The organism is Micromonospora sp. 15K316, assembly GCF_004348525.1.
Lineage (GTDB): Bacteria > Actinomycetota > Actinomycetes > Mycobacteriales > Micromonosporaceae > Micromonospora.
Map to the genome: position 1 here is coordinate 1 of NZ_SMKG01000119.1, position 17,286 is coordinate 17,286.

The window sequence follows — 17,286 nt, forward strand, 5'->3', positions numbered from 1 at the left end:
GGGCGGGGCGGCGCAAGCCGGCCCGCCCTTCGGGGTGGTGCTGAGGTCACATGTTGGAGATGTCGGCCTGCTTGGCACGGACGGCCTCGGCGGCCTCCTTGAGGCTGGCCAGCTCGTCGGCGTCCAGGTCGGTCTCGACGACCCGCTTGACGCCCTCGGCGCCGATCTGGGCCTCCACGCCCAGGTAGACGCCGGAGATGCCGTACTGGCCGTCGACCCAGGCGCAGACCGGCATGACCTCGCCCGAGTCCTCGGCGACCGCCTTGGCCATCCGGGCGGCGGCGGCCGACGGCGCGTAGTACGCCGAGCCGGTCTTGAGCAGCGCGACCACCTCGGCGCCACCGTTACGGGTCCGGACGACGAGGTCCTCGATCTGCTCCGCGGGCATCACATCGCGCAGCGGCTTACCGTTGACGGTGCTCTTCGACGGCACCGGCACCATGGTGTCGCCGTGCGAGCCGAGGGTGAGGGTCTTCACCGTCTTGACCGGAACGTTCAGCGCCTCGGCCACGAAGTTGGTGAACCGGGCGGTGTCGAGCATGCCGGCCTGGCCGAGCACCCGGTTCTTCGGGAACTGGGTGGCGATCTGGGCCAGCGCGGTCATCTCGTCGAGCGGGTTGGAGACCACGATGACCACGGCGTTCGGGGCGTACTTCGCCACGTTCTCGGCGACCTGACGGACGATCTTGGCGTTCGTCTCCAGCAGGTCCATCCGGCTCATGCCCGGCTTGCGGGGCAGACCGGCGGTGATCACCACGACGTCGGAGCCCTCGATCGCCTCGTAGCCCTCACCGTTCTGGCCGGTGGTCACGCCGACGACCTTGGTCTCGAAACCCTCGACCGATCGCGACTGGTTCAGGTCCAGGGCGATGCCGGCAGGCTTGCCCTCGACGATGTCGGTGATCACGACGGTGTCGAAGATGTCGTACTCGGCCAGGCGCTGTGCGGTGGTGGAGCCGTAGAAGCCGGCCCCGACGACAGTGACCTTCTTACCCATGGTCGTCCCACTCCCTGATACCAGTCGGTTTTCCGGACCGTATCAGTCATCCTGGCACCGATCCGGCCAGGGGCGGACGGTTATGACCCCGTTGGGCCGAACGGTGACTGCTCCTACCCCAAATCCCCTGCCGGGGCGCTGCCGCGCGGTTCAGCCCTGCTCGGCGCGCTCGACCACGTTGGTGAGCAGCATGGCCCGCGTCATCGGCCCGACGCCGCCCGGCATCGGAACCAGGGCACCGGCCACCTCCACCACCCCGGAGTCCACGTCGCCGGTGTAGCGGCCCTTGCCGTCCGGGCCGACCACCCGGGTGATGCCCACGTCGACCACCACCGCGCCCGGGCTGATCATGTCGGCGGTGAGCAGGCCGGGAACGCCGGCCGCCACGATGACGATGTCGGCGGCCCGGGTGTGCGAGGCCAGGTCCAGGGTGCCGGTGTGGCACAGCGTCACCGTCGCGTTCTCGCTGCGGCGGGTCAGCAGTAGGCCGAGCGGACGACCGACGGTGTTACCGCGACCGACGACCACGACCTTGGCGCCGCTGAGCGCGACGTCGTAGCGGCGGAGCAGGTCGACGATGCCGCGGGGGGTGCAGGGCAGCGGACCGGGGTAGCCGAGCACCAGCCGGCCGAGGTTGACCGGGTGCAGGCCGTCGGCGTCCTTCGCCGGGTCGATCAGCTCCAGCACCCGCTGGGTGTCGAGGTGGCCCGGCAGCGGCAGCTGGACGATGTAACCGTGGCAGGCCGGGTCCGCGTTCAGCTCGGCGAGCACCTGCTCGACCTGCTCCTGGGTGGCGTCGCCCGGCAGCTCACGCCGGATCGAGGCGATGCCCACCTCGGCGCAGTCGCGGTGCTTGCCGTTGACGTACGCCTGCGATCCGGGATCGGAGCCGACGAGCACCGTCCCCAGCCCCGGGGTGATGCCACGTTCGGCCAGAGCCTTGACCCGCGCACGCAGCTCGTCCTTGATCTCCGCCGCGGTCGCCTTGCCGTCCAGAAGCGTCGCCGTCACGTGCAGATCGTCTCACGGCCGGCGTCCCCCGGTTGCGACGACCCGATGACCGCCGCCACCGGCGGTCTGCCTCCGGTTCGCCCATTGGTAACGGTGCGTAACATGAATTAGGTCACTCTTCGTGTCGTTCATGGTCTGCGTCACACTGCCTCCGGACTGTTGGTTTCTTTGGGCAACAATCTGGACACGTACTCCATGAATCACCCATCCGGGCACGAACCGAGACCTCGTCAACCTTGATCAGCACTCAAAATCGCTCGTCAGAGCCAAATTGACCGGGCCACCCCTAACAGCATGGCCACCCCCGAGCAGAAGTCGCCCAGCCGCTCCGTTATCAGCTTGTGATCAAGTCGTTGCCGAAGTCTCGTGAACGGCCTACCGTTGCCGCTCGTTGCGCAGCGTTACCCAGCGTCGGGCTCGACTGCGCAGTGTGAGGAGATGAGGAGGCTTCATGCGAGTTCGTAGGCTCGCTGCCTGGACCGCCCTCCCGCTCGCGGTGACGCTGGGCCTCGCGGCCTGCGGCAGCGGCGGCGACGGTGGCTCCGGCGGCAGTGGCTCCGACACGGTCAGCATTCAGATCGCCGAGCCGCAGCACCTGGTCCCGACCAACACCACCGAGACGTCCGGTTCCCAGGTCGTCTCCGGCCTGTTCAGCCCGCTCGTGGACTACGACGCGCAGAACAAGCCCGTCGAGGTCGCGGCCGAGTCGGTCACGTCGACCGACAACAAGGTCTGGACGATCAAGCTCAAGGACGGCTTCACCTTCCACAACGGTGAGAAGGTCACGTCCGACGACTACATCAACGCCTGGAACTACGGCGCCTACGCGCCCAACGGCCAGGGCGCCAGCTACTTCTTCGAGAAGATCGCCGGCTACCAGGACCTCCAGGGCGAGCACCCGAAGGCCAAGACCATGTCCGGCCTGAAGAAGCTGGACGACCTGACCTTCCAGGTGACGCTCTCCGCGCCGTACATCGACTTCAAGACGATGCTCGGCTACAACGCGTTCTACCCGCTCCCGGACGCCGCGTTCTCGGCACCGGGCGTGCTGAGCGACTCGTACGAGCAGGCGCCGATCGGCCAGGGCCCGTTCAAGATGAAGGGCACCTGGCAGCACGACAGCAAGATCGAGGTCGAGCGCTACGACGCCTACCCGCTCGAGAAGCCGAAGGCCAAGAACGTCGAGTTCCGGATCTACCAGCAGCTCACCGCCGCGTACGCGGACCTGCTGGCGGACAACCTGGACGTGCTCCCGACGATCCCCACCGAGAACCTGAGCACCGCGCAGACCGACCTCGGTGACCGGTACCAGACCAGCCCGATGTCGTCGTTCCAGTTCCTGGCGTTCCCGACGTTCGACAAGGACTTCCAGAACCCGGACGTGCGCAAGGCGATCTCGATGGCGATCGACCGGGACGAGATCACCAAGTCGATCTTCAAGAACTCGCAGCAGCCGGCCCGTTCGTTCGTCTCGCCGGTGCTGCCGGGCTACCGGGAGAACACCGCCGGCGCGGCCGGTGAGTTCAACCCGACCGAGGCCAAGCGGCTGTACCAGGCCGCCGGCGGCCCGGCGAAGATCACCATCTCCTACAACGGGGACGGCGGTCACAAGGACTGGGTCGACGCCACGGCCAACCAGCTGAAGGCCAACCTGGGCGTCGAGGTCGTCGGCTCCGCCGAGCCGAAGTTCGCCGACCTGCTGAACAAGGTCGAGAAGAAGCAGCCGGTGGGCATGTTCCGGCTGGGTTGGGTCATGGACTACCCGTCCATGGAGGACTACCTCGGCCCGCTGTACAGCACCAACGGCTCGTCGAACTACTACGGCTACAGCAACCCGGAGTTCGACCGGCTCGTCAAGGAGGGCTCCGCGGCGCCCACCCAGGAAGAGGCGATCAAGAAGTACCACCAGGCCGAGGACATCCTGGCCAAGGACATGCCGGTGATCCCGCTCCGCTTCGGCGAGAACGTGTTCGGGCACTCGTCCAAGGTCAAGAACGTCGAGATGGACCTGTTCCAGCGCGTCAACCTGCTGAAGGTCGAGGCGGCCAGCTGAGCTGACCGCGGCGCGGGCCACCCGGGGAACCCCGGGTGGCCCGGGCACATCCGAACCGGCCCGGTCGCTCGGCGTCCGGGCCGATTCCGGCGCCGGCCCCGGGGGCGGGGCCGAGGACCGGGTCGCAGTTGTTTCCGGTTCGACCAGAGATGTCGTCTCGCGACCCTTTCGCATTTTTCCGGAGAGACTGGAAAGCATGTTCCGCTACATCCTGCGGCGCCTCCTACAGATGGTCCTGGCCTTCTTCGGGACCACGCTGATCGTCTACGCGCTGATGTTCGCCGGCCAGGGCGACCCGATCCAGGCACTCGCCGGCGAGCGACCGGTGACGGCCGCTCAGCGGGCATATCTGACGGAGAAGTACCACCTCGACGCGACAGGCGTCGGGGGCTTCTTCTACCGCTACTTCGACTACGTCAGGAGCCTGCTCCAGGGCGACCTGGGCCAGTCGCTGACCGGCCGGCAGATCGGTGACATCCTCCAGCAGGCCTGGCCGGTCACCGTGAAGCTCGCCCTCATCGCGCTCGCGGTCGCCGTGATCTTCGGCGTCACCGCCGGTGTGATCGCCGGCATCCGCCGCGCCGGCATCTTCGACAACTCCACGCTGGTGCTGACGCTGCTGGTGCTCGGTATCCCGACCATCGTGCTGGCCCCCCTCGCCCAGTACTTCCTGGGCGTCAAGTGGCAGCTCTTCCCGCCCACCGCCGGCGCGGAGCCCGACTTCTACGCGCTGCTGCTGCCCGGCATCGTGCTCGGTTCGCTGTCACTGGCCACCGCGCTGCGGCTCACCCGCACGTCGGTGGCGGAGAACCTGCGGGCCGACTACGTCCGCACCGCGCGGTCGAAAGGCCTGCTGAAGCGACGGATCGTCAGCGTCCACGTGCTGCGCAACTCGCTCATCCCGGTGGTGACCTTCCTCGGTGTCGAGCTGGGCAACCTGATGAGCGGCGCGATCATCACGGAGGGCGTCTTCAACATCCCCGGCGTGGGCTTCAACCTCTTCCGCGGCATCCGCACCGAGGACGGCCCCCTGGTGGTCGGCATCGTCAGCGTGCTCGTCGTGGTCTACCTGGTCTCGAACCTGCTGGTCGACGTCCTGTACGCCGTTCTCGACCCCCGGATCCGCTATGAGTGAGCGCAGCGAGGTACAGGCATGAGTGATTTCGAAACGGTGGCGGCCAGCGAGAACCAGGCCGCCCGGCGAGGGCCCTCGGGCGAGCCCGGCACACCCAACCAGGTCGCCACGCAGAAGCCGCGCAGCCTCGCCGGCGACGCCTGGCGCGACCTGCGCCGCAACCCGATCTTCTGGGTCTCGCTGGCGCTGGTGCTGATCGTCGCCCTGATGGCGGTCGCTCCCGGCCTGTTCACCGCGAACGACCCGAAGGACTGCATGCTCTCCCGGCAGAACGCCGGGCCGTCCGGCGGAGCCATCTTCGGGTACGGCTTCCAGGGCTGCGACACCTTCTCCCGGGCGGTCTACGGCACCCAGGCCTCGTTGCTCGTCGGCGCGCTCTCCGCGGTGATCACCGGCGTGATCGCGCTGACCGTCGGCATGCTCGCCGGCTACTTCGGCGGCTGGGTCGACGCCGTGCTCTCCCGGGCGATCGACATCGTGCTCGGCATCCCGCTGCTGCTCGCCGCGATCGTGCTGCTCAAGCGCGTCGGCACCGACAGCGCGAACGTCCGGCTCGGCGCGGTCGTCCTGGTGCTGGCCATCCTCGGCTGGACGACGGCGGCCCGGGTGGTCCGCTCCTCGGTGATCACCGCCAAGGAGCAGGACTACGTCGCCGCGGCCCGGATGCTCGGCGCCGGCCACGGCCGGATCATGCTGCGGCACATCCTGCCGAACGCGCTCGCCCCGGCGATCGTGGTGCTGACCATCGCACTCGGCTCGTTCATCGCCGCCGAGGCCACGCTCTCGTTCCTGGGCATCGGGCTGAGCCAGGAGACCATCTCCTGGGGCCAGGACATCGACACCGGACGGATCCACATGCGGGAGTCGGCGACGCCGCTGCTCGTCCCGTCGACCTTCCTCGCGTTGACCGTGCTCGCCTTCATCATGCTCGGCGACGCGATCCGTGACGCCTTCGACCCGAAGCTGCGGTGAGTTCATGCCAGCGCGAGGAGTGAGCGAAACGAGCCCCGCAGTCGCGAGCGGAAAGGCAGACCAGTCATGACCGACGCCGTCATCCAACCCACGCCCGCCTCCGCGACACCCGAGGGCGGTCACCTGCTCGAGATCCGGGACCTGCACGTCGAGTTCCGTACCCACGAGGGCGTGGCCAAGGTGATCAACGGGGTGTCGTACCACCTCAACGCCGGGGAGACGCTCGCCGTGCTCGGCGAGTCCGGCTCCGGCAAGTCGGTGACCGCACAGGCGATCATGGGCATCCTGGACACCCCACCCGCGCACATCCGCTCCGGCCAGATCCTCTACCAGGGGCGCGACCTGCTCACCCAGTCGGAGGAGCAGCGCCGGCAGGTGCGCGGCAAGGAGATCGCCATGATCTTCCAGGATGCGCTCTCCGCGCTGAACCCGGTCTTCCCGGTCGGCTGGCAGATCGCCGAGACGCTGCGCACGCGCGAGGGGATGTCCCGGGCGGACGCCCGCCGCCGGGCCATCGAGCTGATGGACCTGGTGAAGATCCCGGCCGCCGAGCGGCGGATCGGCGACTACCCGCACCAGTTCTCCGGCGGTATGCGGCAGCGCGTCATGATCGCGATGGCGCTGGCGCTCAACCCCAAGGTGCTGATCGCCGACGAGCCGACGACCGCGCTCGACGTGACCGTGCAGGCCCAGATCATGGACCTCCTCGCCGACCTGCGCCGGGACCTCGGCATGGCGATGATCCTGATCACCCACGACCTGGGTGTGGTCGCCGGCGTGGCGGACCGGATCGCGGTCATGTACGCCGGCCGCATCGTCGAGCACGCCGACGTCCGGTCGCTCTACCGGGCGCCGGCTCACCCGTACACCAAGGGGTTGCTGGAGTCGATCCCGCGCCTGGACGTCCGCGGCCAGGAGCTCGCGACGATCAAGGGGCTGCCGCCGAACCTGATGCGGATCCCCTCCGGCTGCCCGTTCCACCCCCGGTGCCCGTACGTGCAGCAGGTCTGCGTCGACGAGGTGCCGCACGACCTGGTCCTCGGCGACGGCCGGACCAGCGCATGCCACTTCGCGCAGGAGGTGCGTGATGACAGCGCCCGCTAGCCCCACCAAGGTCCGAGGCGAGACCATCCTCTCGGTCGACGACGTGAAGAAGCACTTCCCGATCACGCAGGGGGTGCTCTTCAAGAAGCACGTCGGCGCGGTCAAGGCCGTGGACGGCGTCAGCTTCGAGCTGCGCCGGGGCGAGACCCTCGGCATCGTGGGCGAGTCCGGCTGCGGCAAGTCGACGCTGGCCCGGCTGCTGATGCGGCTGGAGACGCCGACCTCGGGCAGCGCCACCCTGGAGGGGCGGGACCTGTTCAAGTCCTCCGGCGGCGAGCTGCGCCGGCTGCGGCGGAACATGCAGATGGTCATGCAGGACCCGTACACCTCGCTGAACCCGCGGATGACGGTCGGCGACATCATCGGCGAGCCGTTCGAGATCCACTCGGACGCCGCGCCGAAGGGCAGCCGCCGCAAGCGGGTCCAGGAACTGCTCGACCTGGTGGGCCTGAACCCGGAGCACATCAACCGGTACCCGCACCAGTTCTCCGGCGGTCAGCGGCAGCGCATCGGCATCGCCCGGGCGCTCGCCCTGCGTCCGGAGGTGATCGTCTGCGACGAGCCGGTGTCGGCGCTGGACGTCTCCATCCAGGCCCAGGTGATCAACCTGCTGGAACAGCTCCAGGACGAGCTGGGGCTCTCGTACATCTTCATCGCGCACGACCTCTCCGTGGTGCGGCACATCGCGGACCGGGTCGCCGTCATGTACCTCGGCAAGATCGTGGAGATCGGCACCGAGGACGAGATCTACGAGCGGGCCACCCACCCGTACACCCAGGCGCTGCTCTCCGCCGTGCCGGTGCCGGACCCGGAGGTACGCCACGAGCGGAACATCATCCGGCTGACCGGCGACGTCCCCTCCCCGGCCGACCCGCCCTCGGGCTGCCGGTTCCGCACCCGCTGCTGGAAGGCGCAGGACATCTGCGCCCGGGAGGAGCCGCTCACCATCACGCGGGCCGCCGACCCGCACCCCTCGGCCTGCCACTTCGCCGAGGTGCGCCCCACGGCCGCCTGACAGGCCCCATACGACGCGCCCCGCGCGCCACGCCCTGCCGAGGCAGGCTCCGTGGCACGCGGGGCGCGTCGTATGGGGGGTCGGGTGAGCGGTCCTTCCGGTGGCCCGCCCGCGACCGGGCCGCCCGCCGTCACGGGCGGCCCGGTCGGGGCGACGGTCAGTGGAAGAAGTGGCGGGTGCCGGTCAGGTACATGGTCACGCCGGCCTCCTTGGCGGCCGCGATGACCTCCTCGTCGCGGATGGAGCCACCGGGCTGCACGATGGCCCGGACACCGGCCTCGAGAAGGATCTTCGGACCGTCGGCGAACGGGAAGAACGCGTCCGAGGCGCAGACCGAACCGTTCGCTCGGTCGGCACCCGCCCGGCGCACGGCGAGCTGCGCCGAGTCGACCCGGTTCACCTGGCCCATGCCGACCCCGACGGTCGCCCCCTCCTTGGCCAGCAGGATCGCGTTGCTCTTCACCGCCCGCACCGCCCGCCAGGCGAAGGCGAGATCGCGCAGCGTCGCCTCGTCGGCCGGCTCGCCGGCTGCGAGCCGCCAGCTCGCCGGGTCGTCGCCGTCCGCGTCGATCCGGTCCGCCAGCTGCACCAGCACGCCGCCGCTGACCTGCCGCCACTCCGCCGGCGGCGGGTTCCACGCCGGGGCACGCAGCAGGCGGATGTTCTTCTTCGCCTGGAGGATCTCCACCGCGCCGGCCTCGAACTCCGGTGCCACCACCACCTCGGTGAAGATGTCGGCCACCTGCCGGGCCAGCTCGACCGTGACCGGCCGGTTGACGGCGATCACGCCGCCGTACGCGGAGACCGGGTCACAGGCGTGCGCCTTGCGGTGCGCCTCGGCGACGTCCGCGCCGACCGCGATGCCGCACGGGTTGGCGTGCTTGATGATCGCCACCGCCGGCTGGTCGGTGAAGTCGTTCGCGGCCCGCCACGCGGCGTCCGCGTCGACGTAGTTGTTGTAGGACATCTCCTTGCCGTGCAGCTGCTCGGCCTGGGCCAGCCCCGCCGGCGCATCCGGGTCGGTGTAGAGCGCCGCCGCCTGGTGCGGGTTCTCGCCGTAGCGCAGCGCCCGGTCCGCCCGCAGCGCCAGCCCGGCGAAGCCCGGCCACTCCGGTTCCCCGCCCAGCTGCACCGCGCACCAGTTCGCCACCGCCACGTCGTACTCGGCGATGTCGGCGAACGCCCGCGCGGCCAGGGCCTGGCGCTGCGTCAGGGTGAAGCCTCCGGCGTCGAGGGCGGCGCGAAGGGCCGGGTACGCCGACGGGTCGGTCACCACCGCGACCGAGGCGTGGTTCTTCGCCGCGGCGCGCACCATCGCCGGGCCGCCGATGTCGATCTGCTCCACGCACTCGTCGAGGCTCGCGCCGGAGGCGACCGTCGCCTGGAACGGGTAGAGGTTGCTCACCAGCAGGTCGAACGCGGCCACGCCCAGCTCGCCCAGCTGATCGACGTGCGACTGCTTGCGCAGGTCGGCCAGGAGGCCGGCGTGCACCTTCGGGTGCAGCGTCTTGACCCGCCCGTCGAGGACCTCGGGGAAACCGGTCACCGTCTCCACCGCGGTCACCGGCACCCCGGCGCCCGCGATCGTCGCCGCCGTGCTTCCGGTCGACACGATCTCCACGCCGGCCGCGTGCAGCGCCTGGGCCAGCTCGACCAGGCCGGTCTTGTCGTAGACGCTGACCAGCGCCCGCCTGATCGGGCGGCGCTCGTCCTGAGTGGAGCTCACGGGATCGTGACCTTTCTTCCGATGATCGTCCAGCCGTTCCGTACCAGGCGGCCCACCTGCTCGACGAGCTGGCGCCGCTCGGCCGACTTGATGCGTTCGGTGAGCGTCTCCTCGTCGTCGTCGTCGCGCACCGGCACGGCGACCTGCGCGACGATCGGGCCGGTGTCCGTCCCGGCGTCGACGAAGAAGAGCGTGGCACCGGTGATCTTCACGCCGTAGGCGAGGGCGTCACGCGGGCCGTGGATGCCCGGGAACGCGGGCAGCAGCGTGTTGTGCGTGTTCAGGTAGCGGTCGCCGAAGGCCGCGAGGAAGTGCGGGCCGACCAGCTTGAGGAACCCGGCGGAGATGACGAGGTCGGGGCGGTGCGCGGCGACCTGCGCGGTGAGCGCCCGGTCCCACTCCTCCCGGGTGTCGTACGCCTTCAGCGGCACCACGAAGGTCGGCACCCCGACCGCGGCGGCCCGGTCCAACCCGCCGATCCCGGCCCGGTCGGCGCCGACCGCGACCACCTGCGCGCCGTACGCCGGGTCGGTGGCGGCGTCGAGCAGCGCCTGGAGGTTGCTTCCGGAACCGGAGACGAGGACGACGATGCGGGCGGCGGGCACGGGCTCGGGCACCCGGCAACCCTATCGGGCAGGTCAGAGTGATCAGCGTCTGGGCGGCGCGCCGCCGACCCGGATGGCGTCCAGGCGGTACGCTGCCGCTCGCCCCGGGTCGGCGCGTCCCAGCCACCCGGATCACCGGTGTCACGTGTCGCGGGGTGGTGCGTGCCGGGGAGATCGGCGCGATCATGAGTAGCAACACCAACACGAACCGACGGACACAGCCAAGGAGCCTCGTCGAATGCAGCCCGGTTACCCCGGTCAGGACCCCCACGGCCAGCAGCCCAACCAGGATCCGACCGCCCAGCCGCACGATCCGTACAGTCCGCCGCCGGCCGCTCCGTACGGGCAGCAGCCCACCTCCGGGCAGCCGTACGGCCAGCCGCAGAACCCGCAGGCCCCGTACGGCCAGCCGTACCAGGACCCGTACGGCCAGCAGCAGCCGTACGGCGGGGCGCCCACGTACCCGAACGCCGGCTACCCGCAGCCGTCGGGGCAGAACAACACCCTCGGTCTGGTGTCGATGATCCTCGGCATCGCCTCCATCCCGCTGGTGTGCTGCTTCTACCTGGGCATCCCCGTCGGCATCGCCGGCATCATCACCGGCTACCTGGCCAAGCAGAAGGCCGACCAGGGACAGGCGAGCAACGCCGGGCAGGCCAAGGCCGGTCTGATCTGTGGCGCCGTCGGCGTGGTCCTGGGCATCCTGGTGATCATCCTCGGGATCATCGCGAACGTGAGCCTGCCGACCGAGCCCTGACCGTCGGCTGAGCGAAGGGGGCGTTCCGCGGTGTGCGGACGCCCCCTCGTCGTTCACACCGGGGCGCGCCGACCCCTGCCGCGCCCGGCGAGACCGGTCAGCGGGCGGAGGGGCGGGTGAAGGCGCGGGTGGCGGCGGCACCGAGCAGCGTGCCCGCCGCGACCACCGCCGTGGTCACCGCCCCCACCTGCCAGGCGACCGGACCCATCTCGGCGAGCCGCCCGCCGCCGAGCGGCCCGCCGGAGAGGGCCGCCGCCGCGCCGAGCAGGACGCCGGCCACCGGACCGGCGATCGCCGCCGGCCCGAGCAGCGGCCCCCATCCGGTGGGCGTGCGCTCCTCGGCCGCGAGCCGGAGCAACCGGCGGGCGAGCAGCCAGCCGGCGGCCATCCCGGCCAGCACCGGCACCGCGAGCAGGCCGGCACCGAGCCCGTCCATCGGGCCGCGCGGCAGGCCGGCGAGCAGTGGTACGGCCGGCAGCGCGCCCACGGAGACCTCGCTGGTGCGGACGGCCGTGTCGCTACCGACCGCGAACCCGGGGCCGAGCAGGTAACTGGCCGACCAGACCATGGCATTGGGGGCGTACGCGAGGCTGATCAGGATGATCCCGGCCTGACCGGCGACGCCGGTCCGGTATGCCCCGATCATGTCGGCCGCGTCGCCGCCGCCGGTCGCCACCGCCAGCCCGGCCGCGCCGGCCCCCGCCGCGAGCAGCAGCAGCCCGGCGACCAGGCCCGTGCGGATCCCGTCGCGCAGCGCCGCCGGCGCGCGCTCGGCGAAGAGCCCGGCGACCCCGGTGATCCGCACGGCGCCGACCAGCGCGGCGAGCACGCCCAGCAGGGCGAAGGTCACCCCGGCGCGAGCCGGCGAGGCGGCTCCGCCGGTCAGCAGCGCGGCGATGACGCCGAGCAGCGCGTAGCCGGCGCCGACCGCGCCGGCGGCGACGAGCGCCTGACGTGGCGACCGCCCACCACGGGCGCCGGTGGCCCGGCTGACGTGCACACCGGCGCGGGCGAGTCGCCAGACCACCAGGGCGGTGAGCGCCAGCGGGGCGAGCCCGACCGGCCCGGCCTCGGTCCGCAGCGGCACGCCGTGCCCGAGCAGCCAGCCCGCCAGCCCGGCCCGTAGGGCGCCGCTGGGCGAGGCGGCGTCCTCGGTGAGTTGGGCCAGGCCCAGCACGATCGTGACCGGCAGGTACGACGTGAACGCGGCGCCGACGGCGGCCACCGCGGCGGCCACCGCCAGCGGCGCCCGGGCCCGGGGCGACCCGTCGGAGCGCGGTGCCGGCACCCGCCTGCCGGCGGCGCGGCCGGCCGGCCGTTCGTCGGCGCTGATCGCACCGGAACGGCGTGTGTGTTCAGGGGTGTCGGAGGACATCGGGGTCTACTCTGGCACGTCGCGTCCGCGACGGCAGTCCGATACCGCCCCGCCGCGGTCGCGAGTCCCCGATCCCCGTCCACGCCGCGGTCGATCGCGGCGCGAGGGCGGGTCGGGGGCAGGCTGCGCGGCGTCTCCTCGTCGCCGACGATCCGCGGGTGGCGCTCGGGCAGCGCCGGGCCGCCGCGGGTGGTCCGGCGGCCGCGCGCTCGCCGGCGGCGGCAGCGGTCGCCGTCCGGGAACGACTGAGGGGGCCGACCGCTCCGGTCGACCCCCTCACCAGGTGCTCCGCTCAGCCGGCGGACATGATCTCCCGCATCAGGCGGGCGGTCTCGGTCGGCGTCTTGCCGACCTTGACGCCGACCGCCTCCAGCGCCGCCTTCTTCGCGTCGGCGGTGCCGGCGGAGCCGGAGATGATCGCGCCCGCGTGGCCCATGGTCTTGCCGGGCGGGGCGGTGAAGCCGGCGATGTAGCCGACCACCGGCTTGGTGACGTTCGCCTTGATGAACTCGGCGGCCCGCTCCTCGGCGTCGCCGCCGATCTCACCGATCATCACGATCGCGTCGGTGTCCGGGTCGGCCTCGAAGGCGGCGAGGGCGTCGATGTGGGTGGTGCCGATGATCGGGTCGCCACCGATGCCGACGCAGGTGGAGAAGCCGATGTCCCGCAGCTCGTACATCATCTGGTAGGTCAGCGTGCCGCTCTTGCTGACCAGGCCGATGCGGCCGGAGCCGGTGATGTCGGCCGGGATGATGCCGGCGTTGGAGGCGCCCGGGGAGGCGATGCCGGGGCAGTTCGGCCCGATGATCCGGGTCCGCTCACCCTTCGCCACGTTGTACGCCCAGAACGCGGCGGTGTCGTGCACCGGAACGCCCTCAGTGATCACCACGGCGAGCTCGATCCCGGCGTCGATCGCCTCGATCACCGCGCCCTTGGTGAACTGCGGCGGGACGAAGATCACCGTGACGTCCGCGCCGGTCTCCTTCATCGCGTCCGCGACGGAGGCGAAGACCGGCAGCGCGGTGCCGTCGAAGTCGACGGACTGCCCCGCCTTGCGCGGGTTCACGCCGCCGACGACGTTGGTGCCGGCGGCGAGCATCCGCTTGGTGTGCTTGGAACCCTCGGAACCGGTCATCCCCTGCACGATGACCTTCGAGTCCTTGGTCAGCCAGATTGCCATGATCAGACCCCCGCAGCGGCCAGCTCGGCGGCCCGCTCGGCCGCGCCATCCATGGTGTCGACCCGCTCGATCAGCGGGTTGTTCGCGCCGTCGAGGATCGCCCGGCCGGCCTCGGCGTTGTTGCCGTCGAGCCGGACCACGAGCGGCTTGGTGACCTGCTCACCACGCTGCTCCAGGAGGGCGAGCGCCTGCACGATGCCGTTGGCGACCGCGTCGCAGGCGGTGATGCCGCCGAAGACGTTGACGAAGACGCTCTTCACCGACGGGTCGGAGAGGACGATCTCCAGGCCGTTGGCCATGACCGCGGCGCTCGCGCCGCCGCCGATGTCGAGGAAGTTGGCCGGCTTGACGCCGCCGTGCCGCTCCCCGGCGTACGCGACCACGTCGAGGGTCGACATGACCAGACCCGCGCCGTTGCCGATGATGCCGACCTCGCCGTCGAGCTTGACGTAGTTGAGGTCCTTCTCCTTGGCGGCCTGCTCCAGCGGGTCCACCGCGGCCTGGTCGACCAGCCCCTCATGGTCCGGGTGCCGGAACGCGGCGTTCTCGTCCAGGCTCACCTTCGCGTCGAGCAGCAGCAGCTTGCCCTCGCCGGTCTTGGCCAGCGGGTTCACCTCGACCAGGGTGGCGTCCTCGGCGACGAACGCCTGCCACAGCCCGACCGCGACGTCGACGACCTGGTCCGCGACCTCGGCCGGGAAGCCGGCGGCGGTGACGATCTCGCGGGCCTTCGCCTCGTCCACGCCCTTGACGGCGTCGATCGGGGCCTTGACGACCTTGTCCGGGGTCTCGGCGGCCACCTGTTCGATGTCCATGCCGCCGGCGACGCTGGCGATGCAGAGGAAGGTGCGGTTCGCCCGGTCGAGCAGGTAGGAGAAGTAGTACTCCTCGGCCACGTCCGCGGTCACGGTGATCATGACCTTGTGGACGGTGTGCCCCTTGATGTCCATGCCGAGGATGTCGGTGGCGCGGGCCACCGTCTCCTCCGCGCCCTCGGCCAGCTTCACGCCGCCGGCCTTACCCCGGCCGCCGACCTTCACCTGCGCCTTGACGACCACCCGGCCGCCGAGGCGTTCGGCGATCGCGCGGGCCTCCTCCGGGGTAGTGGCGACGCCGCCGGCGAGCACGGGCAAACCGTGCCGCTCGAACAGGTCCCGCCCCTGGTACTCGTACAGGTCCACGATTGCGCGTCCCGTCCCGTCTCCGCGGCGCGCCGTCGCGCCGCCACCAGCGTTCAGAAAACAGTTTGACGCCTGTCATCAGTTGAAACAGGCCATTGGGCGCAGCCTAGCGAGGTGGGCACCGGCGGCAACCGAGCGGGTGCGCGGTGTGCGGTAATGCACAACCGCGCGGCGGGGGCGTCACACGCCGCGCGTTCAGTCGTCCGGGCGATGTTGCCGCGAGTGCGTAACCCCTCCGTCGGGGCGTCGTTGAGTCAGGTGTCGGAGCGCTGATCAGCGCGATGACGGGAGACGGCCGATGCCCTGTCGGTCGAGGGGTGGCGGCGGGGCATCGTGCATAGAGGGGCCGGACGTGTGAGGGGTGCGTCCGGCCCCTCCCCCGTCTCCGGAATCTGTCGCCCCTGCCCCGCGCGGGCTCCCGCCGGCGACCTCAGCTGACCGGCTGGGCGACGTTCTGCCGCACCCACTCCACGATCGACGTGGTCGTGGCGCCCGGCGTGAAGATCTTGGCGACGCCCAACCGCTCCAGCTCGGGGATGTCCCCGTCGGGAATGATGCCGCCGCCGAAGACCACGATGTCGCCCGCGTCGCGCTCGGCGAGCAGTTCGAGCACCCGGCGGAAGAGGGTCATGTGCGCGCCGGAGAGCACGGAGAGCCCGACGGCGTCGGCGTCCTCCTGGATGGCCGTCTCGACGATCTGCTCCGGGGTCTGGTGCAGGCCGGTGTAGATGACCTCCATGCCGGCGTCCCGCAGCGCCCGGGCGACCACTTTCGCTCCTCGGTCGTGGCCGTCAAGGCCTGGCTTGGCGACGACGACCCGAATACGAGAGCTCATCAGCGCACACCTTTCACCGGCTCCGCGGCCATTCACCTGAACGAACGGTAACCCGGGCGACGAGGGTCGGGGAATCCGGGCCGGAGTCCTCGGCCCGGCGGGCCGGGCACCGCCCGGGGATCGGGGCCCGGTGGTCGGGCCCGGCTGGCGAGCCCCGCCGGTGGAGGTGCGGCCGGCAGCCCGACGTCAAGCCGGACGACTCCGCCGTATCGGTCACGCTCAGCGACGAACGGGCAGTAAATGGCCCGTCGAACAGCAGCGCAAGAGAGCGCAATCCCGGACGCAAACGGACAGATCGTCGCGCCGTTTCGGCGCTTTGGCTTGTGACTCGTGTGGCGGTTGGCTAACGTGTCCACGGTTGTCATCGAGTCCATGGACGGGTGACGACGCAGCCGGAGGACGTTCACCTGAGCGTCACCGAAAGTCCAGCGGCTGCTTCGGTACCCCGACAACGGAGGGTGTGCGTGCGCCAGCGCCTGTCGTCTGAGCCCGATAGATATCGCGGTCGCCGCCGCGTACCCACCCCACCGCGGAGCCGCTACGCCGCCGTCGTCACCACCGCGTTCGTCGGCGCCGGTGTCGTCGCGCTCGGCGCGAGCGCACTCCCCGACGCCAAGGACATCAACCAGGCGGCATTGGACGAGGTCCGCCAGGCCTCGGTCACCAGCCAGGACGCGGCGGCCCGTGCCGACACCGCCGAGCGCGCCTCCCGGGACAGCACCCGGGGCGAGGAGGCCGTCGAATCCGACGTCTGGCTGCTCCCCCTGCAGGGCTACGACCTGGAGTCGTCCTACGGGGAGCGCTGGGGCAAGCTGCACACCGGCGTCGACCTGGTCGCGCCCGAGGGCACCCCGTACGTCGCGATCCACGACGGCACGGTCACCAAGGCCGGCTGGTTCGGCGGCTACGGCCAAGCGGTGATCGTTCAGCACGCGGACGGCAGCGAGGCCATCTACGGCCACTCCTCCGCCCTGAGCGTGCGCGAGGGCCAGCAGGTGAAGGCCGGCGACCAGCTCGGGTTGATCGGCATGACGGGCCACGCCTACGGCTCGCACCTGCATCTCGAGCTCCATGTCAAGGGTGAGCCGATCGACCCGAAGCCGTTCCTCAAGGAACGTGGAGTGGACATCGAGCTACAAGTAGAGGCTTACTACAACGACGTAGCCGCCTCCTGACACTGCGTATCGACCGTTGACCGCCCGGATCAGCCGATCCGGGCGGTTCTCTTCGCGCGGAAGTAACCTGGCCCACTCGGCGGAGTGTGACCGGCGGCACCCCCGCTCATGATCACTTAGCGGATCAGACCGCCCGGACGGGGACGTATCCGGGCAGGGCAGGGC

The 17,286-nt window shown here is 70.9% G+C and carries 15 protein-coding genes; 7 read left to right on the forward strand and 8 right to left on the reverse strand.

Translation table 11 applies throughout. The features are described from left to right. Nucleotides 1-46 precede the first annotated feature (46 nt). A complete protein-coding gene (gene mdh / locus E1211_RS20855; RefSeq protein ID WP_132350689.1) occupies nt 47-997 on the reverse strand; it encodes a malate dehydrogenase in 951 nt (316 codons plus the stop codon). Nucleotides 998-1,147: 150 nt separating this feature from the next. Next, the gene (locus E1211_RS20860; RefSeq protein WP_132350690.1) at nt 1,148-2,008 is read right to left on the reverse strand and encodes a bifunctional methylenetetrahydrofolate dehydrogenase/methenyltetrahydrofolate cyclohydrolase; all 861 of its coding nucleotides are present in this window, start codon (nt 2,006-2,008) and stop codon (nt 1,148-1,150) included. A 451-nt stretch (nt 2,009-2,459) separates the two neighbouring features. Here E1211_RS20860 and E1211_RS20865 point away from each other — a divergent pair, with 451 nt between their 5' ends. The 5 genes from E1211_RS20865 to E1211_RS20885 all read left to right on the forward strand — a co-directional run bounded on the left by E1211_RS20865 (nt 2,460) and on the right by E1211_RS20885 (nt 8,287). Further along, entirely contained in the window at nt 2,460-4,061 is a 1,602-nt protein-coding gene (locus E1211_RS20865; RefSeq protein ID WP_132350691.1) for an ABC transporter substrate-binding protein, read from the forward strand. Nucleotides 4,062-4,257: 196 nt separating this feature from the next. Then, nucleotides 4,258-5,196 carry an ABC transporter permease gene (locus tag E1211_RS20870; RefSeq protein WP_132350692.1) on the forward strand — a complete coding sequence of 313 codons (939 nt, stop codon included), beginning with the start codon at nt 4,258-4,260 and terminating at the stop codon, nt 5,194-5,196. Nucleotides 5,197-5,214: 18 nt separating this feature from the next. Further along, nucleotides 5,215-6,168: an ABC transporter permease gene (locus tag E1211_RS20875; RefSeq protein WP_132350693.1), complete on the forward strand. Its 954-nt coding sequence runs from the start codon at nt 5,215-5,217 to the stop codon at nt 6,166-6,168. Nucleotides 6,169-6,234: 66 nt separating this feature from the next. Continuing rightward, on the forward strand, nt 6,235-7,272 hold the full coding sequence (locus E1211_RS20880; protein ID WP_132350694.1) for an ABC transporter ATP-binding protein: 1,038 nt from the start codon (nt 6,235-6,237) through the stop codon (nt 7,270-7,272). Beyond that, entirely contained in the window at nt 7,256-8,287 is a 1,032-nt protein-coding gene (locus E1211_RS20885) for an ABC transporter ATP-binding protein (protein ID WP_132350695.1), read from the forward strand. The genes E1211_RS20880 and E1211_RS20885 overlap by 17 nt, the downstream gene beginning before the upstream one ends. Before the next feature lie 157 nt (nt 8,288-8,444). On the opposite strand, the gene purH is transcribed toward E1211_RS20885, so the two are convergent. Continuing rightward, nucleotides 8,445-10,013 carry a bifunctional phosphoribosylaminoimidazolecarboxamide formyltransferase/IMP cyclohydrolase gene (gene purH / locus E1211_RS20890; protein ID WP_132350696.1) on the reverse strand — a complete coding sequence of 523 codons (1,569 nt, stop codon included), beginning with the start codon at nt 10,011-10,013 and terminating at the stop codon, nt 8,445-8,447. Next, complete coding sequence (purN, locus tag E1211_RS20895) at nt 10,010-10,630, reverse strand: phosphoribosylglycinamide formyltransferase (protein WP_132350697.1); 621 nt, start codon at nt 10,628-10,630, stop codon at nt 10,010-10,012. Before purN ends, purH begins: the two co-directional genes overlap by 4 nt. Nucleotides 10,631-10,856: 226 nt before the next feature. On the opposite strand from purN, the gene E1211_RS20900 reads away from it, so the two are divergent. Continuing rightward, on the forward strand, nt 10,857-11,375 hold the full coding sequence (locus E1211_RS20900) for a DUF4190 domain-containing protein (RefSeq protein WP_132350698.1): 519 nt from the start codon (nt 10,857-10,859) through the stop codon (nt 11,373-11,375). A gap of 97 nt (nt 11,376-11,472) precedes the next feature. Here E1211_RS20900 and E1211_RS20905 read toward each other — a convergent pair whose 3' ends face one another. From E1211_RS20905 to E1211_RS20920, 4 genes are all read right to left on the reverse strand, one after another. After that, nucleotides 11,473-12,750 (reverse strand): DUF6350 family protein, encoded by a 1,278-nt coding sequence (locus E1211_RS20905; protein ID WP_132350699.1) that lies wholly within the window; start codon nt 12,748-12,750, stop codon nt 11,473-11,475. A 292-nt stretch (nt 12,751-13,042) separates the two neighbouring features. Then, the gene (gene sucD / locus E1211_RS20910; RefSeq protein WP_132350700.1) at nt 13,043-13,930 is read right to left on the reverse strand and encodes a succinate--CoA ligase subunit alpha; all 888 of its coding nucleotides are present in this window, start codon (nt 13,928-13,930) and stop codon (nt 13,043-13,045) included. A gap of 2 nt (nt 13,931-13,932) precedes the next feature. Continuing rightward, complete coding sequence (gene sucC, locus E1211_RS20915) at nt 13,933-15,111, reverse strand: ADP-forming succinate--CoA ligase subunit beta (protein ID WP_132350701.1); 1,179 nt, start codon at nt 15,109-15,111, stop codon at nt 13,933-13,935. Between the two features lie 430 nt (nt 15,112-15,541). Next, nucleotides 15,542-15,946 (reverse strand): cobalamin B12-binding domain-containing protein, encoded by a 405-nt coding sequence (locus E1211_RS20920; RefSeq protein ID WP_120679070.1) that lies wholly within the window; start codon nt 15,944-15,946, stop codon nt 15,542-15,544. 464 nt (nt 15,947-16,410) lie between these two features. Between E1211_RS20920 and E1211_RS20925 the strand changes: the two genes are divergently transcribed. After that, nucleotides 16,411-17,121 (forward strand): M23 family metallopeptidase, encoded by a 711-nt coding sequence (locus tag E1211_RS20925; RefSeq protein ID WP_132350702.1) that lies wholly within the window; start codon nt 16,411-16,413, stop codon nt 17,119-17,121. Nucleotides 17,122-17,286 lie beyond the last annotated feature (165 nt).

What these genes read in the sequence shown, in the direction of transcription:
- E1211_RS20905 (WP_132350699.1), bottom strand. Translation starts at nt 12,750, where the DNA reads ATGTCCTCCGACACCCCTGAACACACACGCCGTTCCGGTGCGATCAGC.
- E1211_RS20870 (WP_132350692.1), top strand. Translation starts at nt 4,258, where the DNA reads ATGTTCCGCTACATCCTGCGGCGCCTCCTACAGATGGTCCTGGCCTTC.
- E1211_RS20865 (WP_132350691.1), top strand. Translation starts at nt 2,460, where the DNA reads ATGCGAGTTCGTAGGCTCGCTGCCTGGACCGCCCTCCCGCTCGCGGTG.
- mdh (WP_132350689.1), bottom strand. Translation starts at nt 997, where the DNA reads ATGGGTAAGAAGGTCACTGTCGTCGGGGCCGGCTTCTACGGCTCCACC.
- E1211_RS20920 (WP_120679070.1), bottom strand. Translation starts at nt 15,946, where the DNA reads ATGAGCTCTCGTATTCGGGTCGTCGTCGCCAAGCCAGGCCTTGACGGC.
- E1211_RS20900 (WP_132350698.1), top strand. Translation starts at nt 10,857, where the DNA reads ATGCAGCCCGGTTACCCCGGTCAGGACCCCCACGGCCAGCAGCCCAAC.
- sucD (WP_132350700.1), bottom strand. Translation starts at nt 13,930, where the DNA reads ATGGCAATCTGGCTGACCAAGGACTCGAAGGTCATCGTGCAGGGGATG.
- E1211_RS20875 (WP_132350693.1), top strand. Translation starts at nt 5,215, where the DNA reads ATGAGTGATTTCGAAACGGTGGCGGCCAGCGAGAACCAGGCCGCCCGG.
- E1211_RS20885 (WP_132350695.1), top strand. Translation starts at nt 7,256, where the DNA reads ATGACAGCGCCCGCTAGCCCCACCAAGGTCCGAGGCGAGACCATCCTC.
- E1211_RS20880 (WP_132350694.1), top strand. Translation starts at nt 6,235, where the DNA reads ATGACCGACGCCGTCATCCAACCCACGCCCGCCTCCGCGACACCCGAG.